The 25634-nt window shown below is 42.1% G+C and carries 20 protein-coding genes and 4 tRNA genes; 9 read left to right on the top strand and 15 right to left on the bottom strand.

What is annotated here, in order from left to right; translation table 11 throughout:
- Positions 1–43 precede the first annotated feature (43 nt).
- The 4 genes from QNM18_RS08455 (at position 44) to QNM18_RS08470 (ending at position 3625) form a co-directional block, all read left to right on the top strand.
- A tRNA-Val gene (locus QNM18_RS08455) sits at positions 44–120 on the top strand.
- A 30-nt stretch (positions 121–150) separates the two neighbouring features.
- A tRNA-Val gene (locus QNM18_RS08460) sits at positions 151–227 on the top strand.
- Between the two features lie 36 nt (positions 228–263).
- Positions 264–340 (top strand) — tRNA-Val (locus QNM18_RS08465).
- A gap of 630 nt (positions 341–970) precedes the next feature.
- The gene (locus QNM18_RS08470; RefSeq protein ID WP_284136898.1) at positions 971–3625 is read left to right on the top strand and encodes a DUF2339 domain-containing protein; all 2655 of its coding nucleotides are present in this window, start codon (positions 971–973) and stop codon (positions 3623–3625) included.
- Between the two features lie 56 nt (positions 3626–3681).
- Here QNM18_RS08470 and QNM18_RS08475 read toward each other — a convergent pair whose 3' ends face one another.
- The 5 genes from QNM18_RS08475 to bioB form a co-directional block, all read right to left on the bottom strand.
- The gene (locus QNM18_RS08475; RefSeq protein WP_284136899.1) at positions 3682–4569 is read right to left on the bottom strand and encodes an NAD-dependent epimerase/dehydratase family protein; all 888 of its coding nucleotides are present in this window, start codon (positions 4567–4569) and stop codon (positions 3682–3684) included.
- A 156-nt stretch (positions 4570–4725) separates the two neighbouring features.
- A complete protein-coding gene (gene bioD, locus QNM18_RS08480; RefSeq protein ID WP_211010089.1) occupies positions 4726–5403 on the bottom strand; it encodes a dethiobiotin synthase in 678 nt (225 codons plus the stop codon).
- Positions 5403–6155, bottom strand: a complete 753-nt coding sequence (locus tag QNM18_RS08485) for a methyltransferase domain-containing protein (RefSeq protein WP_284136900.1) — start codon at positions 6153–6155, stop codon at positions 5403–5405. Before QNM18_RS08485 ends, bioD begins: the two co-directional genes overlap by 1 nt.
- Complete coding sequence (locus QNM18_RS08490) at positions 6152–7285, bottom strand: aminotransferase class I/II-fold pyridoxal phosphate-dependent enzyme (RefSeq protein WP_284136901.1); 1134 nt, start codon at positions 7283–7285, stop codon at positions 6152–6154. Before QNM18_RS08490 ends, QNM18_RS08485 begins: the two co-directional genes overlap by 4 nt.
- Entirely contained in the window at positions 7286–8329 is a 1044-nt protein-coding gene (gene bioB / locus QNM18_RS08495) for a biotin synthase BioB (RefSeq protein WP_211010092.1), read from the bottom strand. It abuts the gene before it with no gap.
- Positions 8330–8443: 114 nt separating this feature from the next.
- On the opposite strand from bioB, the gene bioA reads away from it, so the two are divergent.
- Both bioA and QNM18_RS08505 read left to right on the top strand, forming a co-directional pair.
- Entirely contained in the window at positions 8444–9733 is a 1290-nt protein-coding gene (gene bioA, locus QNM18_RS08500; protein ID WP_284136902.1) for an adenosylmethionine--8-amino-7-oxononanoate transaminase, read from the top strand.
- Positions 9734–9948: 215 nt separating this feature from the next.
- The gene (locus QNM18_RS08505) at positions 9949–11286 is read left to right on the top strand and encodes a KamA family radical SAM protein (RefSeq protein WP_211010094.1); all 1338 of its coding nucleotides are present in this window, start codon (positions 9949–9951) and stop codon (positions 11284–11286) included.
- A 32-nt stretch (positions 11287–11318) separates the two neighbouring features.
- Here QNM18_RS08505 and QNM18_RS08510 read toward each other — a convergent pair whose 3' ends face one another.
- Positions 11319–11753: an AAA family ATPase gene (locus tag QNM18_RS08510; RefSeq protein ID WP_211010095.1), complete on the bottom strand. Its 435-nt coding sequence runs from the start codon at positions 11751–11753 to the stop codon at positions 11319–11321.
- A 345-nt stretch (positions 11754–12098) separates the two neighbouring features.
- Between QNM18_RS08510 and asnS the strand changes: the two genes are divergently transcribed.
- Positions 12099–13496 carry an asparagine--tRNA ligase gene (asnS, locus tag QNM18_RS08515; RefSeq protein ID WP_211010096.1) on the top strand — a complete coding sequence of 466 codons (1398 nt, stop codon included), beginning with the start codon at positions 12099–12101 and terminating at the stop codon, positions 13494–13496.
- A gap of 319 nt (positions 13497–13815) precedes the next feature.
- Here the strand turns inward: asnS and QNM18_RS08520 are convergent, their stop codons facing one another.
- From QNM18_RS08520 to QNM18_RS08540, 5 genes are all read right to left on the bottom strand, one after another.
- Positions 13816–15033: a glycoside hydrolase family 18 protein gene (locus QNM18_RS08520; RefSeq protein ID WP_284136903.1), complete on the bottom strand. Its 1218-nt coding sequence runs from the start codon at positions 15031–15033 to the stop codon at positions 13816–13818.
- Between the two features lie 177 nt (positions 15034–15210).
- The gene (locus QNM18_RS08525) at positions 15211–15633 is read right to left on the bottom strand and encodes a globin family protein (protein ID WP_211010098.1); all 423 of its coding nucleotides are present in this window, start codon (positions 15631–15633) and stop codon (positions 15211–15213) included.
- Positions 15634–16277: 644 nt separating this feature from the next.
- Positions 16278–16865, bottom strand: a complete 588-nt coding sequence (locus QNM18_RS08530; RefSeq protein WP_211010099.1) for a cytochrome P460 family protein — start codon at positions 16863–16865, stop codon at positions 16278–16280.
- 10 nt (positions 16866–16875) lie between these two features.
- Positions 16876–17484: a cupredoxin domain-containing protein gene (locus QNM18_RS08535; RefSeq protein ID WP_211010100.1), complete on the bottom strand. Its 609-nt coding sequence runs from the start codon at positions 17482–17484 to the stop codon at positions 16876–16878.
- Positions 17485–17493: 9 nt separating this feature from the next.
- On the bottom strand, positions 17494–18486 hold the full coding sequence (locus QNM18_RS08540) for a cytochrome-c peroxidase (RefSeq protein ID WP_211010101.1): 993 nt from the start codon (positions 18484–18486) through the stop codon (positions 17494–17496).
- A 193-nt stretch (positions 18487–18679) separates the two neighbouring features.
- Here QNM18_RS08540 and QNM18_RS08545 point away from each other — a divergent pair, with 193 nt between their 5' ends.
- Positions 18680–21097, top strand: a complete 2418-nt coding sequence (locus QNM18_RS08545) for a methyl-accepting chemotaxis protein (protein ID WP_211010102.1) — start codon at positions 18680–18682, stop codon at positions 21095–21097.
- 58 nt (positions 21098–21155) lie between these two features.
- On the opposite strand, the gene QNM18_RS08550 is transcribed toward QNM18_RS08545, so the two are convergent.
- The 4 genes from QNM18_RS08550 to QNM18_RS08565 form a co-directional block, all read right to left on the bottom strand.
- Complete coding sequence (locus tag QNM18_RS08550; protein ID WP_211010103.1) at positions 21156–21773, bottom strand: FKBP-type peptidyl-prolyl cis-trans isomerase; 618 nt, start codon at positions 21771–21773, stop codon at positions 21156–21158.
- A 102-nt stretch (positions 21774–21875) separates the two neighbouring features.
- Complete coding sequence (locus QNM18_RS08555; protein ID WP_211010104.1) at positions 21876–22244, bottom strand: hypothetical protein; 369 nt, start codon at positions 22242–22244, stop codon at positions 21876–21878.
- Between the two features lie 50 nt (positions 22245–22294).
- A tRNA-Ser gene (locus QNM18_RS08560) sits at positions 22295–22385 on the bottom strand.
- 84 nt (positions 22386–22469) lie between these two features.
- Positions 22470–22841 (bottom strand): hypothetical protein, encoded by a 372-nt coding sequence (locus QNM18_RS08565; RefSeq protein ID WP_211010105.1) that lies wholly within the window; start codon positions 22839–22841, stop codon positions 22470–22472.
- 452 nt (positions 22842–23293) lie between these two features.
- Here QNM18_RS08565 and QNM18_RS08570 point away from each other — a divergent pair, with 452 nt between their 5' ends.
- Positions 23294–25579 carry a TonB-dependent siderophore receptor gene (locus QNM18_RS08570; RefSeq protein WP_284136904.1) on the top strand — a complete coding sequence of 762 codons (2286 nt, stop codon included), beginning with the start codon at positions 23294–23296 and terminating at the stop codon, positions 25577–25579.
- Positions 25580–25634 lie beyond the last annotated feature (55 nt).

Below are 25634 nucleotides of genomic sequence, written 5' to 3' on the forward strand. Positions count from 1 at the left end.
CGTACCAACTTAATTTAGTTAAGTTATGTAACAGTTTTATGATACGACCGTAGCTCAGTTGGTTAGAGCACTACCTTGACATGGTAGGGGTCGGTGGTTCGAATCCACTCGGTCGTACCAACTCAACTAAAATAAGAAACACAATTCAGTACGACCGTAGCTCAGTTGGTTAGAGCACCACCTTGACATGGTGGGGGTCGGTGGTTCGAATCCACTCGGTCGTACCAACTTAATTTAGTTAAGTTATGTAACAGTTTTATGATACGACCGTAGCTCAGTTGGTTAGAGCACTACCTTGACATGGTAGGGGTCGGTGGTTCGAATCCACTCGGTCGTACCAAGCTGTAAGCCTCCTTTAAATTTTCTAAACGTTCTCTCTTACTGATAGTAAAACGCAAAAACTCTGCCCTATTCTAAACTTCATTCTGACATCATAAATTTCAATAATAGTGCTTGCTAATTTATCACCGTTAACCCAATAAAGTTGAGGCCGATATTTGTTAAAGCCGACAATAGAAAAAAGAAAGCCAGCATTATTCAGCAAAGAACTTTTAGGCCATTGCTGTAGTTATGGTTACACTTATATTGATTGAATGGGGTAAAGATAAAAAAATAGGCACCTAATTACCTGATTATTTGCCTAGCTTATATAAAGAAGTTCTGTGCTAGTTGTTGTAGTTAAACCCCTAAACACTGGGCCTTGAAACAAGATCAGGATGACTAAAAGGGCGTATTTTGATCGGTTACAGAATTCATCATACTTGGCTAAGTTCGTCATCCCGGACTGGCTCCGGGATCCATGTAAAGCGTATAACAAGTACATATAATATTGTGAAAAGTGAGGCGTATCATCTTGCGAAAAGAAATGTACTCACTGTGCTTGCAGTCATTAGTCCTTTGCACCCTACTTGATAATTATCTGTTTTTAAAGCAAACTCATCCTACCTCTTTATAAATATAAGGAAAGAGTATGGATACTGAGTTGTTTTCCTTTGCGTTTAATCTATTTTTGTTTATTGGTGTAGTCATTGCACTTAAAGATCGTGGTCAGATCAAAGAGCTCATTCAAAAAGTCACACATCTTCAAAAAATTATCGACTTTCAGACTGCACAAATCGACAAGCTCAAACAAGCAATACACGAGCAAGCACCTGAGCCATCATCAACAAATATACAAGCACCGACGGAACAAGCAACCGTAGCTCCTCCCAGACAAATCCAGGCTACTGAAATTGACCAGTCACACAAATCGACTATTTCCCAATCGATTACTCCGAAGCCTCCAAAGCGACCGGTTAAAAGCCAATTTTCACTGCCTGAATTTAATTTAGATTCCCTTCTAAAAGGCAATGGTATTTTTTGGTTAGGCGCACTTATTTTATCCATCGGTGGTGTATTTCTCGCCAAATATTCAATTGAATCAGGCCTTATGCCACCAGCTGTGCGTGTTGTTTTAGGCGCTTTGTTCGGCTGTGCGCTAGTCGCTGGAGCTGAGCTGGTTAACCGCTTTAAAACTAAGCTCAATGTGAATACGCCCTATATCTCTGCGGCGCTTGCCAGTGGCGGTGTAATCACCTGCTTTGCTATGGTTTTGGTGTCATTTAATCACTATCACTTTTTACCTGCCAACCTCGCATTTATCTTTTTAGCGGTCATTGCCCTGTGCGCAACCTATTTGGCGCTGCGCTTTGGGCCTGTGCTTGCTGGAATTGGGATCATAGGTGCGTATGCCGTGCCAGCACTTGTCTCGACCGGATCTAATAATATCGGAGCGCTTTTACTCTATGTGGCTTTTGTGTCTGTATCTGCAGTATGGGTTGCAGACTACGTCAGACAAAAGTGGTTGTGGTGGCAAAGCTTTGTTGGCCATTGTGTTTGGTTTGTCGGTGCCATTGTTTTGGGTGATAAAGGTGATTTTGCTGCTGTTACCCTCTTCACTGTTGCTACCCTGTATTTTTATGTGCTCTCAAACCTACTTGGCTGGCGACTGAATTTAACCATGCACAATCCACTTCCCATTAAGTCATTGTTGATGGCAAGAAGGGAACAAGTCGCGACCCTCATCACCCTATTCTTGTTTGCCATTTACCTGATGTTTTCACCAGTATTCAGTCACATGGTCATAGCAGCTTTAATTGTTACAGCCATCACTTTCGCTTCAGCTTACAGGCATAGTGCCTTAGATACTTGGCCATATTTGGCACTGTGTTTTGCGTTAATTATGTTTATCAATATGCATCACAAAGTAGATTTTAATGACATCCTTTATCCATTTACTGGTAAATATTTGTTTATTCAAATAGCCGCGTTGTTAGGAATGGTATTCAGTGTGCTTATGATTAAACGTGACGCAGTACGCCACGCTTATTTACTACTACTTGTGTTAGTACCGCTTAGCCTATTTGGGGTAAGCTATATTTCACTACCCGTAGACAGTGATACTACCCTTTACCCTGTTTGGGCTTTTGAACTCCTGCTTATCGCCGCAGTCGCAGCACTTGCCGCTGCAAAATCATCAATGCCTTTGCAACGAGTGACATTTTTAGTGTTAGCAAATGCCATGCTGACTTTGTGTTTGACCATGTTGTTATCGGCAAGTACGCTGACCTTGGCCATAGCAGCGCAAGTCGCATCCATGAGCTATTTAAGTTGGAAGTACAAGGTTGAGCTCCCTGATTGGCTATACAAAGTAGCCTTATTAGTTGTGGTTGCTCGATTATCTGTGGCCCCTTGGGCACTTGACTACAAACATGAAACCATTTTAGATATCCATTGGACACTCATCGTCTACCCAATTGCGCTGGCTTTAGTTTGGTTTGCAGCAAAATATAATCCATCCAAGGTGCTTAATACTTGGTTTATGGGCGTGTTTATTCACTTATGTGCGCTACTTGTCACCACCGAAACCAGCTATTTACTAGTTGGGGATTATCCTGACTTTGATAATTTAAGTTATCAAGAAGGCATCGTTTTATCCTTAAACTGGTTAATTTTGGCAGGTGTATACTATTGGCGCAGTCAGTTTACACAAAACCTACACAAACTATACATGATTGGTGGCAGCATATTACTCGGTGCAAGTGGCCTGATACATGTGCAATTCTCGTTGTTTGAAAGCCCGTTTATACACAGTCAACACGTAGGCGGATATGTTATAAACTGGTTGTGGATCCAATGGCTTGCACCTGTATTATGCCTGTATGGGTTTATACACTTTAAGCTAGTTAAAGCGCACTTTAACCGTTTTATTTATGTGGCGATGACCATACTTGGCTTTATGTTTATCAACGGTGAAATACGCACCTTATTTAATGATGGCTTCATCAATTGGCATTTGGGGATGGAAGAAGCGGAGCTATACACTTATTCGATTGTCTGGTTATTGATCTCAACCACAACAATTTTTGTCGCGCAGCACTTTAATCATAAGCACTTAATCAATATTGGTTTTATCGGCCTAGCCATGGTGATTTTAAAAGCCTTTATGGTCGATATGTCTAATCTTGAGGGGCTGCTCCGAGCCTTATCATTCATAGGCTTAGGCTTATGTTTGGTGGGTGTGGGTTGGCTATTTCAAAAAATGCAGCCCAAGTCCGCTGCTAGCGTTTCAGGCAAAGAGAGTTAATTGCCAGCAATCATAAGCGAGTGCAGGTCACTCGCTTTTTTTCAATCACAAAAAGATTAACTTGAACTTTTATTTTTACTGGGCAGGACTTCTGAAAAACCGTCATCATACAAGTCAATCACACTTTCAAACCCATATTGTGGGGTCCAACCCAATTCGTTTTGCGCCTTAGCTGAGTCATAAACTCTGTCTAAGGTTTGTGGTAAAGACCAACCACGCTGTTTAAACAGCGCCACCAGTTTTGGTGATCGTGCGCGTAAAACGGCCTCACAATCGTAAAATAATTGCTCACAGCAACTTAAATCGAACGGTGTTTTCCCTGAAATAATAAAACGATTAAAACCTGGCAACGCTTTTTCAATGGCACTGCGGTGCGCAGACGCCACATCTCGGTAGTCAATTCCTCGATTTAACCGATACAGTGCCATTTGCTCAACTGGCTCTGGGAAACATCTCGACATTTGTAGTACAGTCACGGCGAAAGCAAACTCATTGCTTATCGCCCTAAGTGCTTTTTCCGCCTCAATTTTAGTATGATGGTAGATGGTTTTAGGTAAAGGTTTTGTCTGCTCTGTCACCCACCCTGCTCGACCATTCGGCGTGCTTGCATGCCCGTATAACGCTGTGGTACTGGTAAACACGAACTGCTTTACACCATAGGCGATGGCAAGCTCTGCTAATTTTATAGTCGCCAAAACATTCACGTCATGAAACATCTCGTCACTCATATGACCGATATGCGGCGCATGGAGTGCCGCGGTGTGCACAACCACATCAACCCCTTCAAGTGCCTGTTGTAAAAGTGCTTCATCTCGAATATCGCCAATAAAATCTGCGGTTGAACAAGGTGTGCTATCCAAGCCCACAACCTGATATGTGTGTGCCAAATTAATATAAATGGCTCGACCAACGCGTCCAGCGGAGCCTGTTACTAAAACCTTCATAAACCACTCAGTGTGACTATCATTGCTTTTATTGTAACAAACGAAAAAGGGCCTTTAAATCGGCCCTTTACTTAGTTTAATTCGTGTATCGTCTTTCTCGGCTTCAGTTTAGGCGACTGACAAGAATAAGGTCTTATCTCGCAAAATATGCCCGAGCTATACCCCAAGTAAGCTATTGAGTGCAGAATGCACTTGCATCTTGGCTTTTTCTTCAGTGTAAGGTGTAACCGCCAAAAGCGGAAAGTTGAGCCGTTGCTTTAACGTCTCAAGGTTTGCGTCGTACTCGGCCATGTTTGGGTCAATTTGATTGGCAATCCAGCCAACACATTTTGCACCTGAAGCCTCAATAGCTTGCGCTGTCAAAAACGCATGATTTAAACAACCAAGTTTCATGCCGACAACCAAAATTACAGGTAGGTTTTGCTCCGCAACCCACGTTGATAAAAAATCCTCGTCATTGATAGGTAACGCCCAACCACCAGCCCCTTCTACTAGGGTAAACTCAGCACCTAGTGTAGAAACATCAGCCAGTTTATTGGTCAAATCCTGCTTTGAAATATGCACACCTGCTCGACTTGCAGCGATATGCGGCGCAATCGGTGGTGCAAAGCAAAACGGATTAATTTGCTCATAGGTGCCGTGTACATTTGCCGCTTCCATTAAAGTTAAAGCATCTTCGTTGACCAGCTCGCCAAACGCTTCTTCAGCACCAGCGGCAATGGGCTTAAAACCAAGTGCCTTTTTCTTTTTTGAGACGAGATACTTAAGCAGCAAACTCGTGACATACGTTTTGCCAACTTCAGTATCTGTGCCGGTAATAAAAAACTGACTCATTATTTTGTTAACTCCAAAAATGCCACTTCGTAACTAACATGGGCGAAGCCATCGACTAACGGATAAGCTTTTAACAAAGCCTGATAACTTTCTTTACCTACTAAGCCACGGCGCGTATCCGCATTGTTTAACTGGTTTGCACCTATGCTTTTTACCGACTTAAGTGCCTCGCGTGGAGTGTTATAAATATCCACCAAGCAACGTTTGCTCATCGAGCGGATCGAAAACCCAGCTTGCCTTGCAATCTGCTGTATGTCCTCAAATCGCGTGAATTGGTTTACATGGCAATGACCATCTACCCCCTGCCAAGCTTTGGCAATTTCACGTAACGAACCATCAATAACAATGGATAAATGCGCACTGCCACCAGCCTTTAACACGGTATTCAAACGGCTAAATAATGTTGGTAAATCACTGCTCCACTGCATCGCAAAATTACTAAACACACATTCCACAGATTCAGCTTGCAAAGGCAATGCATCCATATCCGCGCACACTTTCATGGCGGATGCTGGCCCTTGCTTTAACATGCCTTCGCTCAGGTCCAAAGCCACTAAAGTATCGCACTTTTGTGACAACACACCATGATGCTGCATAGGCCCTGCACCTAAATCCAACATAGTGTTGTAACGACGGTTTAAACCCGCAAACAGGATTTCGGCAGAGCGTTGTTGCACGTTGGCGTGCTTAATATACTGTGCAGACGCGCGTGAGAACTTATCTGCAATATTCAGTTTTAACACAGCACTCATACAACCTCCTTAAGGCACTGCACCAAGTATTCGATGTCAGCTTGCTGGTGTGCTGCGGTGAGGGTCACACGCAATCTAGCAGTATTGTGTGGCACCGTTGGCGGTCTAATCGCGGTCAGCCAAATCCCTTTTTGTGCAAGGCGTTGCTGAGCATTTAGCGTGCTTTGCGCATCACCCAATACAATAGGCTGAATCGCACTATTTGACGCTTGTACAGGAATGCCCGCATCGCCACAAATCGCTTTAAATTGCGCAATGTGGCGATGTAGTGCCTCACGAGCGCTATGACTATCGCATAGTCGCTCTAGCTGCGTCGATGCAATCTCAGCTAAAGCTGGTGACATGGCCGTTGAGTAGGTGTATTCACGATTAAACTGCACCATGTAATCAATCACCCGCTTGCTTGAGAGCACAGCAGCGCCTTGACACCCCATGGCTTTACCAAAAGTGATGACCAAAATATCTGGCCTCACATTGGACTCAACAGAGCCTAATCCATTTTCACCGCACACCCCGAAACTGTGCGCATCATCAATCATCAACCAAGCACTGTGGGTATCAGCCAAAGACTTCAGCTCATGCAACGGCGCACCATCGCCATCCATTGAGAAAATACCTTCACTGACAATAAGCTTGTTTTGGGCGCGTGTTTTTTCCAAACGCGCGCGCAAATGACCCATGTCGTTGTGATTAAACCTGACCAGCTTAGCGCTGCTGTTCAGCCCACCATCGATGAGACTGGCATGATTGAGCTTGTCTTGAAAAATAGCGCTATCTTGGCCAGCTTTATTATCATGAAATAAAGTGCTGAGCACACTAAAATTAGCGCCAAAGCCACTGGCAAACAGCATCGCCCGCTCATAGCCGAGCAAATTACATAATTTGGCTTCTAGCAGTCGGTGAGTACGCTGATATCCAGTAACTAGTGCAGAGCTTTTGCTGCCAGCAACAAAGTCACCGGATACAGCTTGATCTGCAAGCGCTAAATAATCATTACTGGCAAAGTTTAAGTACTGCTGCCCATCAACCTGGATATGACGAGCAGACACTTTATCTATGCAGATACGGCGACGCTGTAGCGCGTCACGTGCTTTGTCTTCTAGCGCTTGATCTATAAATTCAAACGCCATTTATTTTGCTTCGTAGAATAGCTCTGACGTTGCTTTGTCTGCAATTGCAGAGTTTAAAGACGCTTCATACGCTTCATCTGAGTAATCTTCGCGCGTCTCAGGCTTCATACCTAGCTTTTTAAGTAGGTTCATATCCGCATCTGCTTCAGGGTTTTCTGTGGTTAATAGCTTATCACCATAGAAAATCGAGTTTGCGCCAGCAAAGAAACACATTGACTGCATTTGCTCATTCATTGCTGTACGACCAGCTGATAAACGCACATAGCTCTCTGGCATCATAATACGCGCCACAGCAATAGTACGGATAAACTCAAAATGATCTAAATCTTCCACATCTTCAAGTGGTGTACCTGCTACTTTTACTAGCATGTTGATTGGTACACTTTCAGGCTGTTTTGGTAAATTTGCTAACTGCATTAATAAACCGTAACGGTCAGCTGCTTGCTCACCCATGCCTACGATACCACCAGAACAAACCTTCATACCTGCATCGCGCACATGATCTATGGTATTTAGTCGATCTGCGTAAGTACGTGTTGTGATAATCTGCTCGTAATATTCAGGAGAGGTATCTAGGTTATGATTATAATAATCTAGACCAGCATTTCTTAGTGCATGTGCTTTTTCGTTGTCTAGCTTTCCTAGCGTCATACAAGTTTCTAGACCAAGTGCGCTAACTTCTTTAACCATTTTTTCGATGTATGGCATGTCTCTGTCTTTAGGATCTGACCAAGCAGCGCCCATACAAAAACGGGTTGCGCCCTTCTCTTTAGCTAGTTTTGCTTGATTGACCACCTTTTCCACTTCCATCAGTCTTTCTCTTTCTAGGTCTGTTTTGTAATGACCCGACTGCGGACAGTATTTACAATCTTCTGGACATGCACCTGTTTTGATCGACAGAAGAGTAGAGATCTGGACTTCATTTTGTTTGAAATTTTTGCGGTGTACACTCGCTGCATAAAAAAGTAAATCGTTGAAAGGCATTTCAAATAATGCTTTTACTTCTGCGTGTTTCCAATCGTGACGAACGATGCCATATTCCATAACTTAATCTCTTCTTTTTCTGGTTTTTTTTCGCCAGATAATTTGACGGTGATTGGCTTAGTCTACTTCTTGCTTTAGTATTGTCAACGAGTGATGAGCAAACAAGGTTTACAAATGAATAAAAATCAACCGATTGATCTCGATTTTGACAAGCAGCATATTTGGCACCCATATACATCGATGATTGATCCACTGCCTGTTTACCCAGTGACACACACAGACAAAAACCGGATCTTCCTAGAAACTGGTGAATCGTTGATCGATGGTATGGCATCATGGTGGAGCGCTTTACACGGTTACAACCACCCCAAACTGGTAAAAGCCATGACTGAGCAAGCTAGCCAAATGAGTCATGTGATGTTTGGCGGTATTACCCATGCACCTGCTGTAAACCTATGTAAAAAACTCGTCGAAATCACACCTGAGCCTTTGCAGCGCGTGTTTTTAGCCGATAGCGGTTCTGTAAGCGTTGAAGTTGCTATTAAAATGGCTTTGCAGTATTGGTTGAGCCAAGGGCGTCAGTCTAAAAATAAGTTAATGACAGCAAAAAAAGGTTACCACGGCGATACATTTGCGGCGATGAGTGTGTGCGACCCAGTCAACTCCATGCACAGCATGTATCAAGGTTTTTTACCTGAACATGTCTTTGTTGAAGCACCACAGTCTAAATTCAATGCACAACAAGAAGAAGCGGAACTCGCCACCTTAGAACAAGCATTCGCAGAGCATCATACCGAACTTGCAGCATTTATAATCGAGCCGATTGTGCAAAACGCCGGTGGTATGAACTTTTACAACCCCGCATATTTGAAAAAGCTTCGCGCACTTTGCGATCAATACGATGTGTTGTTGATCCTCGACGAAATAGCCACTGGATTTGGCCGAACAGGCAAGATGTTCGCCTGCGAACACGCAGATATCGCACCCGATATCTTGTGTGTAGGCAAAGCACTCACAGGCGGTTGCATGACTTTATCCGCCACGCTAACCACAGATAAAGTGGCATTGGGAATTAGCCAAGGCGAGGCCAAAGCCTTAATGCACGGCCCAACCTTTATGGGCAACCCGCTCGCATGCGCTACCGCAATTGCAAGTCTCGAGCTGCTTGAACAAACAGACTGGCAAGCAAATGTAGAAAGAGTCTACCAAGCCATGCAAAACCTGCATCGTTGCGAGACACTTGATGCAGTCAAAGAAGTCCGGACACTTGGTGCCATTGGCGTGGTCGAATTATTCGAAACCGTTGATGTGGCAAAAATCCAGAAGTTCTTCATTCAAAAAGGCTTGTGGATCCGACCATTTGGAAAATTAATCTATATTATGCCGCCTTATATCACGTCAGATGAAGACATTGCACATTTGAGCCACGGTATTTACCAAGCGATCGAGCAAAAAGCGTATTAAAATCGTGCTGTACCAGCGCACCTCTATCCCTGGGCTGGTACAAAACATTCGCTAGATGATTATTGTTCAAACAAGTCTGTATATATTCCAACCACATACGATGAAAAGTATCATTTTTTCATAATGTTTGATGAATTGTACCTGAAATTACTTCAGCTTTTTGATACAATACGCCTCTTATTTTTAATAATCTAGCAAGCTGAGAAGTAGTAAGTATGCAACAATCCGTCCAATTGCAGCCGGCAGAGGCCTATCAGCCACCTCGCTTTACTGTGTATCAACACCGTCAAATTGATAAAATCGAACAGCTCGATAAGCTACCTGAGCACCTTCGTTTTCAAATGAAGGTCGTTGCTAACGTTTTCCCATTTCGTGTAAATAATTACGTTATTGACGAACTGATTGATTGGGACAAGGTGCCTAACGATCCAGTATTCCAGCTCACATTCCCTCAGCGCGGCATGCTTGACGATGAGTCTTATGACGAAATGGCTGCTTTATTGAAGCGCGATCACACACCAGAAGAAGTGTTCGAGCTTGCAACCAAACTAAGACAAAAGCTTAACCCACACCCAGCAGGTCAAATGGACAAAAACGTACCGTCTTTTGAAGGCGAAAACGTAGCTGGTGTTCAACACAAGTATAAAGAAACAGTGCTGTTCTTCCCTGCGCAAGGACAATACTGCCACTCTTACTGCACTTTCTGTTTCCGTTGGGCGCAATTTGTTGGTAAGGCAACGCGTTTCAACAATAACGATGAAGAGCTACTGCACAGATATCTTGAAGAACACACAGAAGTCACCGATCTACTTATGACAGGTGGTGATCCTATGGTTATGCGTACTGTTAAATTGCGTAAATACCTAGAGGCACTTAAAGAGCCAAGATTTGATCATATCCGCACAATCCGAATTGGTACTAAGTCTTTAACTTTCTGGCCTTTCCGATACGTGACAGATCCAGATGCAAAAGACTTACTCGCACTTATCAAAGAGCTTGTTGATGCAGGTAAACACGTGTCATTCATGGCACACGTAAACCACAAACAAGAACTACGCACTGATGTTGCTAAAGAAGCTATCAAGCTTATCCGTAAAACTGGTGCGCAGATCAGAACGCAAGCGCCTTTGCTTAACCACCTAAATACAGATCCAAATATGTGGGCAGAAATGTGGAAAGAGCAAACACAGATGGGCATGATCCCATACTACATGTTCATTGAACGTGATACAGGCGCAAAACGTTACTTTGAATTACCACTTCACAAAACGTGGGAAATCTTCAAAGATGCGTATAAGCAAGTATCTGGTGTAAGCCGAACGGTTCGCGGCCCATCAATGAGTGCTGGCCCAGGTAAAGTTGAAATTTCAGGCGTTACTGAAATTAACGGCGAAAAAGTATTTGCTCTGCGCTTTATCCAAGCACGTAACCCTGAGTGGGTACAACGTCCATTCTTTGCAAAATTTGACGAGAACGCTCACTGGCTAGATGACTTGAAACCAGCATTTGGCGAAGAAAAGTTCTTCTGGCAAGAAGAATACGAAGCGATGTAACGCAGAAAAAAGCCGACTTTAAAGTCGGCTTTTTACCATTCAAACATATGTGCCATTTTACTTATGGTTTTTAATGCAACGCCATGTTGGTTTCGCTTGGCATATAGGTGCTGCATTGATTTATCTTTAACCTCTCCCACGATCACCTCTTTAACTTGGTAACCCATTGCATGTGCAGCACTGACGTAAGCGATAAATTCCCACTTTTTAATGTTGGTATTATCAAGAATAACCAGAGGCATACCTTCAGCCATTGCATTTATAAAACGTGCAATGTTTAGGTTGTGAAACTGAGGTAGTTTGGCTTTATTGAACTCATAATGGCCTTGTTCGTCAGTGAAATAATCATCGGTAGAGCAAATGGTGTACCTTGATTCATCACCCGAGACAAGTTCATCGGCCAATGTGTGCGCATAGTGTGTTTTGCCAGAGCCCGGCAACCCTCTAAGAATAAAAGCTTGTTTCATTTAGTGAAAATTCATTCCGACTATTTTTATTTATAACCGAGCTATAATGCCATAAAAATGTGCTGTCGCACAGTCTTCTATACCCCGTAAAACAAAGTGATAAGTCAAATATTGGTCGCAATCGTCAAATTTTTTTGAAATAGCGCCATTTGGTAGTTTTTTTATGTAGCCATCAGAGGTAAGATACCGATCACGTGACTCCAAACACAACAAGCAAATTGCGTTAAAAAACCGAGTCACAACAGAATTTGCGCTCAGTGCATTGAAATTTGCGCTGGTGAGCATATATAGACAAAAACAAGCTGGGCACTTTTAGCCCTTTTTACAAATCATTTTGGAGTAAAGATGAGCCACATAGCGATAACGGAGCTACTAGCAGGCACCGTTGCGGTAGACAGCCAAGTTACAATCAAAGGCTGGATCCGTACACGACGCGATTCAAAAGCGGGTATTTCATTCCTTGCCGTCCACGACGGTTCTTGTTTCGACCCTATTCAAGCAGTAGTACCTAATTCGCTTAATAATTATGAAGAAGTAACGAGCCTAACTGCTGGTTGCTCTGTGGCTGTAACAGGTGTGCTTGTTGAATCACAAGGTAAAGGCCAAAGCTTTGAACTACAGGCTAACTCTGTAGAAGTACTTGGCTGGGTAGAAAACCCAGACACGTACCCTATGGCTGCAAAGCGCCATTCAATCGAATATCTTCGTGAGCATGCACATCTTCGTCCTCGTACGAATGTAATAGGTGCAGTAACGCGTGTTCGTAACTGTTTATCACAAGCGATTCACAGATTCTTCCACGAGCAAGGTTACATGTGGATCAGCACACCTATTATCACTGCAAGTGACTGTGAAGGTGCAGGTGAGATGTTCCGTGTATCTACTTTAGATATGAACAACCTGCCTCGTACAGACAAAGGCGACGTTGATTACAATGAAGACTTCTTCGGTAAAGAGGCCTTCCTTACGGTATCTGGCCAGCTAAACGGTGAGACATACGCAAGTGCGATGTCAAAAATCTATACTTTTGGTCCTACGTTCCGTGCTGAAAACTCAAATACATCACGTCATCTAGCTGAATTCTGGATGGTAGAGCCAGAAGTTGCATTTGCTGATCTAGATGATGTTGCAAACCTGGCTGAGAGCATGTTGAAGTATGTGTTTAAAGCGGTATTAGAAGAGCGCCGTGATGACATGGAGTTCTTTGCTCAACGTATAAACAAAGAAGCGATCTCTCGTCTTGAAAGCTTTGTAGATAAAGATTTTGCTCAAGTAGACTACACAGATGCAATCGACATCTTGAAAGCGTCTGGTAAGAAGTTCGAATTTGACGTTGAGTGGGGTGTAGACCTTCAGTCAGAGCACGAACGCTACCTAGCTGAAGAGCACTTTAAAGCACCTGTGGTTATCAAAAACTATCCACGTGATATTAAAGCATTCTACATGCGTCAAAACGAAGACGGCAAAACTGTTGCTGCAATGGACGTTGTAGCACCAGGTATTGGCGAGATTATCGGTGGATCTCAGCGTGAAGAGCGTTTAGACGTATTGGATGCACGTTTAGAAGAAATGGGCTTAGACAAAGAAGATTACAGCTGGTACAGAGACCTTCGTAAATACGGTACTGTACCACACTCCGGTTTCGGTCTAGGCTTTGAGCGCCTAGTTGCATACGTGACTGGAATGGCAAACGTTCGTGACGTTATCGCATTCCCACGTACTAAAGGCAGCGCAACTTACTAGACTGGCCTAGTTTAAAAATGAAAGCCCCGTTATTACGGGGCTTTTTTGTTTCCACGCTTTGTTCTTTGAAGAACAATAGCTTGTGGTGATTTTTTCTTTTGCTTGCGCACAACTTAAAGTGGATTCTGAGGCAAGCTCAGAATGACGACAGAGGTATGAATAGAATAACTGGCGTTTTAATACACCAAAATGCTCAGAATGACGAAGAGGAATATTACCTCGTCACTCTGAACTCGATTCAAAGCCCAATTCCTTAGGTTAAACCACTAACGTATACGTATTATGGCAAGAGCTTCAATTGTAAAACCTAGCTTGCCTATTAATTGTTCAATACGTAAGTCTTACATGCACCAAGATCTGTATAGCGATGTGCATGGCCTAAAGTTTGAGGTGCCACACCATGCAATGGGCCGCCATTTACCTCCCAGTTTTTACCTTCAAAGCTTACTACATCACCTGTACTATATACGCTAGGGTACGGCTGCCACTGCTGTGCACATGGTTGACACTTAGGTAGCTCTTGAGCAATTACATCCAATAGCTTGTAGTCGTCATCGCGTGAGTCTTGATGTAGCTCCCATATAAAAATTCCTGGATAACCGTTTTGTGATACAAAATCCGTTTTCGTCTTTAGTAACTCAGGTGTTTCCCAAAAATGTACATAGTTGTCTAGCTCGTAAAAGCCTTGATCGTAATCAATGCCCTCTCCTTTGACGATAACATCGACTATTTCTCTGGCTGTAAGCGTTTTCACAGGCCCACTGCCCAAGGGAAATGATTTATTGTAAAAAGGGATACCAAGGCTGGTCTTCGCGACTTCATATTTCGTTATCATACTTTGGCTCCAAGGTGCTGGGTGTACCAAACCGCCATGAATATACTCCCAAGCAGCATGGTGATTTTTAGGAGAACCACCCCATCCGCCAGTATAGTCGTAAGCCATAAAGCGAATAATATCTGCATATTCATCTAGATCTTTATGGAAATTGATCCCTGACCAACCACCAGCCTGAACATCTACTGAAACCTCTAAATGCTGAGGTAACTTTTCACGTAGTTCTTTAACTAAGTTTAATAAGTACGCACTCTCAACCGGGTTTGGCTGGTTATATGTACTCCAGTCTTCCCAATCAACATCAATACCATCTAGTTTGTGTAACTCAGCATACGCGACTAAATTGTCAACCAAGTTGCTTCGGGCCTTCGCATCCATAGATAGGAAATCTACCCCTGCTCCACCAACAGACAACATTACACCTGTATTATTTGCATGCGCATGTGCCACAATGTCATCAATATAACGATCAGCTTCTGTCGTATCCATGGTGCCATCAGAGCGAGGATAGGCGAAAGCAACAATAATATGAGTGAGCTGATCTGTCGCAAGATCCCTTACATCAAGTTCACCACCAGCGGGGTAGTCCCAAGTTGAATAAAAGCCTTCGACTCTAGGGCAAGACTCTGCACTTACAGCACTTGTTGCTATTGTACCAAGACATGCAGCAGTCAATGCTGCAATGCAATTTAGTTTAAACATAACCTTCTCCATGTTGTTAAAAAGTGTATCCTTACTTTAAGTAACACGAATAACCTTCACAGAGTATTGAATTTTTATACGGTCAATATGTACCTTTTTTATTAGGCTTATATTGTTAAAAACAACAAATAAAATGTTTAATTGCCACAGCTTGCAAATCCAAAAAACCGCTAACCGCTAGTGCTTTGTGTTAAACGCATGATTTTTCATCACAGTTGCAACAACTTTAAATACATCGATCCAAGCTTGCCTTAACTCTGAATTCCAATCGCTCCCCAATCCCTTTTTCAAGGTATACAGTAATGCGTTCCCAACAAGTGTAAAATGCTCAGGTTTAACTCCATAGTTGACATGTCGCTCGGCCAGTTTTTGCAGAACCGGGACCAATGCGTCTATATCATCTAAAGAATTGACTGCAACTTTTAAGGTCGCCATTAACTTTTGGCCTTGGCTTTTAATACTGTTTTTAAATAACGATTTAAGCGACGGGTCATATTCGAAAAGTGTAGTGTAAAAAATATCAGCCGCCTGTTCTGAAATAGGTTCAACCTTTGCAAAACTTTCTTGTACTAACTGCTTTTGTCTCTGTGATATGCTCATATTAACATCCGAGATTTATGGCTCTGTTAACAACTCTAGACCCTATAACTCAATCTGGCTAATAATACGTAATATCACAATAAAATTGGTTATTCCCCCACTTGTATAAACCCGTTAAACCATGAAAAAAAATCAAGCTAACCGCTAATCAACACTGCGTTCCATTGTTTTCGATTGGGCACAACCCGCTCCAAGATATCAAGCTATGACCTAACAAAAAATGACCAATGAATTTACATAGCAACGCCAGTAGATTCCAACTCTAAAAACAAATAGTTGTAGATCAATGTGATCACCGCCCTACTATTATTACTTCTTTCAGTATCGAATCTACTTAAGCCGAAATGATAGGTCAATGTGGAAACCACCACTGTTCTGAAAAAGTATAATCGCCAATACAACAAGCCAAATAGCTCCACTAGCAGCAGGCTCTGAGGCGTGGCTCTCCAGACTCGCTCAAAAGGCAATCACGCATCCACCGTACAATGCAGTATATGTGTATATCAATATTTAAATTATCAATCACTTTATGGAAGGATAAGTACTAAAAATTCTGTCACCCAGTCACAATAGGTCAGAAGTCATTGGAAATGGAAACTATACAAGCTGCGAACAATTACGTCACAGCCTGCGTAATTACATCACTATTTTTTTCTAGAATAAAAATTGGCGAATATGAAATCGCGTTCTTCAATGCTTGCATGACAGTTTGAACACATTTGTTTTATCATTGGTTCACTGCCTTTCCCAGCCAAAACAATATTACCTTCTTTGTCAAATTGAACGTACTCCCAATCACCAAACCCTTTAGAATAACCTTTTTCTCGTTTAATCATCATCGTAATAGTTAAGGCATCATGCGGTGCCCCAGATACAGATGAAAAGTTCTCCTTCAAAACAATGGTACCTGGACTGTAGGCCTTAAAGTTTGGCTCTGCTATTTCGTCTTCATCCTCTTCTTCATCATAATCTTGATAATACCTTAAGTATTCTAAATAGTTTTGCTCATATACTTTCGCCTCTTTATTTAGAAATACAACAATAAACTGCTGCCAGTGAAGGCCTGAATGCTCAAAGCCCGTCATACGATGCCACTTTGTTCGATAATCCTTCAAAGCATCTTTGTATTTATCTGGTATTTTAAACGGGTACACATTAAATGGATCTGCCGCCGATACGGAAAAGGCATTAATACTGAGTAACAGACAAAGCATTTGTATAGTTCGAGTCATTGATGGCTCCCTAATTTAGAGCAAGCTTTAATGTCGCACGTTTTTTACCTTTATACATCACATCAACACTCGTCTCTTGTCCCTTTGCCAACTTTAGCTCGACAGGGTCATACTTGGGGATTTGAAGCACAAATTCAGTATGAGAGCCAACGTCTAGTTTAATTGGGTATACCTTTTGCTTTTTTGTAAAAGGCAGCACCTGATAGGCATCCGAGTTTACATTCGCAATATAGCTGCGCATTTTAGGGTGAATTTTACAGCCAATTCTGGTCAACGTATTTTCTGACCAATCAGCTGACACCTTAGTCGTCTGCCCATGGTTCATAAGCCCAACGTCAAACTTAACGCCTGAATTAGGGTCATTAGCAAAAATGTTATGCTGAAATTCGTCGGAATTTTTAAACGTAATTTCTCCATTTTTTCCAATAACTACCGCTTTTTTATCGAACACTTTATTGGACTGGTCCAACTCTGCAACGCTTGGCCCCTTACCACCTTTCGCATAGACTAAACCGACAAATGAAGGGCGTTTAACAAACTCTAACTCCCCGGTTAAAACCGCCGCTTCGGCAGAAAATATCGAACATAGCCCTATACTTATTAACATATATTTTTTCATGGCCACTCCTTAGTTTGGTAATTGGGGACGGGTGATGACAACCGGATCTGTTAAAGCCGCCATAAATGCAATGAGATCCGCTTTTTCCTGTGGATTTAAATTAAGCGGTACAATCAAAGGGCTAACATTTTTCACGTTTACCGCACCTTTGTCATAGTGTTCAACAACCTCTTCTAGGCTAGCCAAAGAACCGTCGTGCATATAAGGCGCACTCATGATGATGTTTCTGAGCCCAGGAGTTTTAAATGCACCTTTTAACTTACTATTTGGATCTACAGCAAAGCGACCATCGTCATTGTCTTCAATGCCTATGTTATGAAAGCTGTCGTCAGTAAAGTTCGCACCATCATGACACTTGACACATCTAGCCTTACCTACGAATAGCTTGAGCCCCCTAATTGCTGAATGCGACATCGCCTCTCTTTGACCAGCGAGGTATTTATCAAATGCCGAGTCGTCACTAATAATAGTCATTTCAAATGCCGCGATTGCTCGGCCAATATTTTCAAATGTTAAGGCTCCATATACCTCTTTGAATTCTTTTTTGTAAAACGCTACTTTTTCTAATCTCTGTAGCGCCTCTTTCGGTGTCATTTGCATTTCAACATCAGAAACTATCGGTCCTAAAGCTTGTTCTTCGAGGCTTTTTGCCCTGCCATCCCAGAAAAAAATAGATGACCAAGCTAGGTTGTAAAGATGAGGTGCGTTGCGCCCCAAAATATCCCCACCGCTTCCAATGCCTTTTGCTAAACCATCACTAAAACCCAACTCAGGGTTGTGACAAGTTGCACATGACTGGTTTTGGTGTTTTGACAATCTGTTGTCAAAAAATAGCATTTTACCGAGATTTACCTCTCTCTCGCTGGGCTCTTCATCATCGATATATTCTATGTCGTCAATATCCGGTGTTGCCAAATTACCATATGCGGGTGAATCCACCGCCCACGCTCCCGAACAAAGCGTCAGAGCACAAGAAAATAAAAGCCATTTGTTACAATCCATTATCAGCCCCCAAGTAATCAATAATCATTTGTAAATATTTAGATATAAACTTTGACCTTACCGAAGGATTGACTATATTTTTCAATAAATCAAAAAATTAGTAGCTTTTAATAAAAGTTTATTAAATCCAAGCAAGTAGGTACAAACACCAAAGTACCTTGCTACTAAAATAAATCAGAGCTCATAGCAAAATATGAAAATTTCTCGTTTCGTTCCAGGCATTGCTGCGCAAATGTTACTGGCTTTTGGTGTGATTACATCATTAGGCATTTTTAGTAACTTTTTTGTTTACTTGAGCACAGGTACATTGGCTAGCAACTTCACTCAAGTATCGTCAGTGTCGATCCCATTGGTGAATGTCAATTCTGATCTAAAAATGAAAATCCTCGATTCATTAATTGCACTTGAAGAGCAAATTATTACAGGTAGTAATGTACAAGCACGTAATATTGCAGTTGCGAGAAGAGAGAATGCATGGGAAGACATAGAGCGAAACTTTTCACAACTGAGCCAACTTGCGAACCAAACAGGGTTTAGCGAGGATAAGTTACGCGTCATTCAATCAAATCTAAAGCGGCTTAAACAAGAACAACAAATTACTTCCAACATCGCAAACACGCTTGAGAACGAGCCAGCGGTTAAGCTACTGGTTACACAGGCTATCCCGCTTGCTGAGTCCATGGTGCAGTTACTAGCACAAATGATCGAAATTGAAAGTGAACAAGATTTGGATGAAGACCGCATTGAGCTGTTCAAATTGTTAGTCGATTCTGAAGTCAGTTTTGCCACTGCCATTTCAGAGCTGCGGGCTTTTTTATTGACTCGCGAACAAAAGAACATAGATGGATTTGATCAAGCTTGGTTTAAAAATAGTGATGCGTTTGTATCTATCCTAGATGACTTCGAAGACTTATTTACCGATGAGCAATTAGACTATTGGAGTTCGTACAGTGAAGAGCGGGAAAAACTCGCCCCTATCACCATACAAGCCTTTGAAAAACAAGCCAGTGAAGAAGCCAATTTCGCCACTCACCACCTCAGCACAACAATAAAACCGTTGACAGAAACTATTTTCAGTGAACTGCAAGAAATGAACGAGCACGTAGAGTTTGTCACCAAGCAAGGCATTGATGACACACAACATGCGCTCTCCAATATGCTTGTTGTACTGGCGATCAGCTCTATCCTCACAATCATAATAGCCAGTGTGATCAGCGTGATGTTCAGCAGCAAGCTCAAAAACCGGGTTAAATCTTTGTTGACGAGAGCAAAAAACATATCTGTGGGTGATTTTAAAACACAACAATCGTATTTTGTTATTCGTTCTGATGATGAGCTAAACCAGCTGTCGGAAAGTTTTAACCACATGACGCTCTCTCTGTCCTCGACCATTGCGACAGTAAGGCGCCAATCTAGACAAGTTGGCCACTCGGCTCACCAAGTAGCTGCAATTGCGACAGAAATCAGCACTGTTGCCAAAAATGAGAACGCGAGTTATTCAGAAGTAATGCGCGTAATAGAGTCATTTATGGATTTGTTAGTTGAATCTGGGCAAGCTATTGAACAAAGCCAAGGAGTCTTAGAGCAAGCCAAAACAGAAGCTGACACAGGCATACAAGCGGTAGAGAGCAATCTCAATGAAATGGCAAAAACAGTTGAGGTCGTTACCCTTGCTTCTGAAGGCGTGGAAGAGCTCAAAGCTGCGAGTGAAGAAATTGAATCAGTGACTGACGCCATCTCAACGGTCGCAGATCAAACCGCGCTGATAGCGCTTAATGCCGCAATTGAAGCTGCGAGAGCTGGTGAACAAGGCAGAGGCTTTGCCGTTGTTGCAGACGAAGTGAGAAACTTAGCACAGAGAACAGCCAACTCTACAGACGAAATTAGAACTGTGATCTCTCAACTAACTAACAAAGTGGGTGATGTGATCAGGTTAATGTCGGATATCATTCATCAAGTGGATGTCAGTAAAATGCGTTCAGATGAAAGCGGTCAGGCGCTTAGAGCGATGACAAACACAATTGATTCTATTATTTCTGCAAATGACCAAATTGCACAACGTTCTAATGAACAAAGCAATCAGATGCACGAAATGCAACACAAACTACAGCACCTGTTCTCATCACTGCAGCAAAACGCTGAAAAAGCACAGATGGTTTCCATGATTGGGGCCGACTTATATCAGACATCAGAACTTGTAAACAACCTAATGGATAGTTTCCATTTTGACGAAGATAAAGATGCCATTAAAAAGCGACACGAGAAAAGGCGCTCAGACAGATTGGAAGCAAAAATTAAGATCCAACTCATCGCACAAGACATATCGTATTCTACCATCACTAGGGAGCTAAGCTGTGTAGGCTGTGGTGTCACTCTAAGCAAACAATTAAATCAAGAGTTAGACATTGATGCAAATTTAACCTTGGTAATGTATCTCCCCAAAAAGAATTACAAAGAGTATATGGATCAAACACCTATGAAGATATCCGCACGTGTGGTAAGGAAAGAGGAAAAGAATCAGGAATATACTTACTACGGTATGGAGTTCGTGATTGAAAATGAAGAGAGACGTGGCAAGTTGTCAGAACTATATGAGTTTTTTGATCAGTGATAATAGAATAAGTATGCTCAGCGCTTACTGAGCATACTACTTTTCAAGACAACCTAACTTATAGGATCTCTAGAAGCTCAACATCAAAGATAAGTGTTGAGTAAGGTGCGATTGATGCACCTGCGCCACGCTCACCGTATGCTAGGTCGTGTGGAATGTATAGACGTAGCTTAGAGCCAGCAGTCATAAGCTGTAGTGCTTCAGTCCAACCTTTGATAACACCATTTACTGGGAACTCAGCAGGTTGACCACGGTCATATGAGCTATCAAATACTGTACCGTTGATCAATGTACCGTGATAGTGAACACGAACTGTTGAATCTGCAACTGGCTTGTCGCCTTCGCCTGTAGTAATCACTTCGTACTGTAGACCTGACTCAGTCACTGTCACTTCTGCACGCTTTGCATTTTCTTCTAAGAAAGCAGTGCCTTCAGCCGCTAGTACTTTTGCTTCTTCTTCACGACGAGCTTGGATTTCGCCATTGATCTTTTCGAAAGCAGCTTGGATCTCAGGGATCTCAACGCGGAACTCACCGCCTGTGTATGCGTCTTTCATACCTTCAAAAACTGCATTTAAGTCTAGACCTTCGAAAGGGTTAGCTTTTAACTGCTCGCCCATCTGTAGACCAATACCGTAGCTCGCTTTACCAGCGTCTGTGTTGAATAAATCTGACATATAAATTCACTTTATTTATCATTTTAAAAGGACGCGCAGTTTAGCACAGAGAAAGGATAACTTATAGGGCGCAAAGAAAATACACGCCCTATAAACTACTTATCATGAGTTAGTATCAAAATTTTTTGATTTTAGTTCTTTAACTAAGAATGTCGCAAACGGGAGAGATAACACTAAACCTATAATCAGCTCATAGCTGTAACCAGCAAGTTTGTCGCCAAAGAACACCCCAAAACCAATCACACCAAATAATGAAATAACAATTGATGCTAAAAATGGCCATAGCTTTTCATATTTCGTAATGAGATGTCCAATCAGCGCATTAAATAGAAACGTATATAAAAGTGTTTGCCAAAGTGTCGGTTCAGACTGGCCATCAATTGACATTATCACTGCCATTTGCAGACCACTTAAATAGAAAAAACTAAAGACAATCCATAACGAGCAATGTTTAACAACATCTTGAGCCATTGAACTCTCCTAACGAAAAAAACCGCCGTTAGGCGGTTTTGGGAATGAGGTGGCGGAGAGATAGGGATTTGAACCCTAGATACGCTATTAACGTATGCCGGTTTTCAAGACCGGTGCTTTCAACCACTCAGCCATCTCTCCGTTGTTGGCGCGAATATTAATGGCTATTCATAAATATGTAAAGTACTTTTTTGAACTTTTGACAATTATTATATAATACCGAATTTAGTAATATTGTTTTGGACGTCGTGCCAAGAAAGCACAGACAATGCTCACTAATACGATACACAGAAACACAGCACCAGAGTCAATTGCAATATGGATTAGTTTTTCCCAACTATTGAACTTTTCTGCCATGAGTGGAATAACCGAAATAGATGCAACCACCATGAAAATTTTTAATGCAGCGAAGAAATCAAAACGCCGATTAAAGTTCATCCACGTGGTAATCATAACAAGTAGTAAAACAGGCGATGATAACGACACCCAAGCGTTGCTAACATATATAAGTAAATAGTGGCAAATGATACACCCGAGTACACCCCATGTGATCCACACCCACCAATTTTCTCGTCGCTTTAGAAACAAATCTCCCATAACCCATCTTCTTATATTTATTCACAGGTAACAAACTAGGTACATCTATACTAAGAATTACTAGACTAACAAACACAGTTTAAAAAACAACCAGCACACGAAGAATTATTTCACTCATCAGTATTAAGGTTTTTGTAAGGGTTATAAGAATGGACAAAACTTAATTAGAAATTACTTTTTGCACAGAAATTACTTCGCCGATAACCATAGACTCTATAAAGAAAACAAAATTTAAGTAAAACCTCCCTATTCCATTAAAAACTTAATATATGGCAATTTTTCAAGTTGTTATATCTAAATCAGCTTGACTTCACAATACCCATAACGATAATGCAAACCATTATCAGTTAACACTATATTTGGTACAAGCGTATGGACCGCATATTCCTTAACTGACTTCAGTTGCACCATTTATTGGTGTGACATTCACTTGTTCTTCTGGATAGGATTTTATGGACAACTCAACTTTTCAATCTTCTAATAAGCGCAGTGGTACTCTCCGTTTGGCTCCTGTTGCTATCGCGCTTGCTTCAGCTTTTACGGGTACTCATGCCTTTGCCGAGACCGAATCAGATAGCAGTCAATCTGCGAACGAAATCGAACGTATCTATGTTACAGCATCAACGGCTGGCAACTACTCTGACGCGGCGACCAAATCTGCGACAAAGATGATTCTTTCTTTGAAAGAAACGCCGCAATCGGTGTCGGTTATTACTCAACAGCAGTTGGAAGACTGGAAATCAGTTAATATCAAGGACATTTTGCAACACACAACGGGCGTCTATGCCAGCACATCTCGCAGCCACGACCGTCCATTTTTCATGGCGCGTGGTGAGCGAGTCAACTTAGTTCAAGTCGATGGTGTACAGCAGTTCCCTGGTGGTCGCCGTTCGGATGTAAATGGTGACGCCATTGCTTATGAACGTGTTGAAATTTTACGTGGGGCAAATGGTTTAATGACTGGCGTAGGTTCCCCGACAGCAACCATTAACTTAGTTCGCAAACGTGCTATTAGCAAAGAACTAGATGGTCATGTAGGAGTGACTACTGGCCGCTGGAATAATAATCGTGTTGAGTTAGACGTCTCTACCCCACTTAGTAGTGATGGCAGTACTCGTGGGCGTGTTGCAGCTGCGCATTACGATAGAGATTCTTTCGTAGACAGATACAGCCAGGAAAAAACCTCTGTTTATATGACAGCTGAAGCCGACTTAACAGAATCGACGCTTTTACGTATCGGCTACGAATATGCAGACACTGAGTCTTTGGGTGCAATGAATTCGCACGCTGTTCCATACTATTTCAGCGACGGCTCATTGTTTAATGCTGATAGAAGTGATACGGGTCTTGCCGCAAAGTACAGTTCGTGGCCGCTTGAAGAAAATACTTACTTTACAAGTATTAACCACGGTTTCGATAACGGATGGCAGCTAAATACGATTGCAACATATAACACTATTGAGATGGAAGGCGGCAATCTGTTTTTTGTGTGGACAGATGACTATTACAACCCCGACGGCACTAATACACTTGGTCACGGTTACAATTTTGTGATCAGTAATTCAAAAGACACGCAAAAGACTTTTGATATTAACTTACAGGGCGGCTTCGAGTTTTTAGGTCGAGAGCATGACCTTATTGTCGGTTTTAATTTATTTGATAGAGAGCGTATTGGTTACAATAAAACTGACAGTCAACGAGATATCTCAATCGACAACATCAATTATTTTGAGTGGACTGGAGATGTACCGCGTTATTCGTACACTCACTTAGACACACCAAATTACACAACACAGCATGATAGTAACGGTTTGTATATCGCCACACGTCTTTCTCTTACTGATAATTTAAAGTCCATCATTGGTCTCAGACAAACTGATTGGGAAGTAGTTGAATATAGAACTAATCGAAGGACGGGAAAGTATGCTCATAGCCAAGGCGGCAGCTATGAATTAAACAACGAAGTTACACCGTATGCAGGCCTCATTTATGATGTGAACGACGAGTTTAGTATTTACGCAAGCTATACCGACGCATTCGAGCCCCAAAACAAATACGATAAAGATGATAACCTACAAGACCCTGTTGTCGGCGACAGCCTCGAAGCAGGTTTGAAAGCTGAAGTCGGGCTGTTAAACTTTTCTTTTGCAGTATTTGAAAGCAATAAAAACAATGTTGCCCAAGATGACCCCACTCAGAAGCAACTCACACCAAATGGTAATACTGCTACCATTCTTATTGATGGTGCCAGAACCAGAGGCTTCGAATTAGAGCTCAGTGGTGAAGTATCTCCTGGGTTTAATATTTATTCTGGTTATTCATACGCTAAGACGGAAGATGAAACAGGTTACCCACTGAATACAGAAGTACCAAAGCAACTGTTTAACTTATACACAACTTACGAGCCAACTGAACTGATAGAGAATTTAACGGTTGGTTTAGGCGTCAACTGGAAGGACGGCTATTGGGTAAATAGTACCCGCCCTGCGGGCAATGGCGAATATTACGAAGCGCCTTGGGGACCAATGCCTGTAGAGGTTAAAGAGCTTCGTACCCACGGCTCTATAGCATTATTCAATTTGATGGCGCGTTATGACGTAACCGACAATTTGAGCGTTTCACTTAATGTAGACAACCTGTTTGATAAGAAATACTACAATGCCATTTCTAAAAATCAGGGTTATGTCACATGGGGTGAGCCAAGAAATTGGAAGCTATCAGCAAGATATAATTTTTAAGCTAACCTCACTTTCTCTCTAACAAGCGAGCACTGCGGCTCGCTTTTTCACACAC

It is taken from the genome of Pseudoalteromonas obscura (assembly GCF_030135505.1).
Taxonomy (GTDB): Bacteria; Pseudomonadota; Gammaproteobacteria; order Enterobacterales; family Alteromonadaceae; genus Pseudoalteromonas; species Pseudoalteromonas obscura.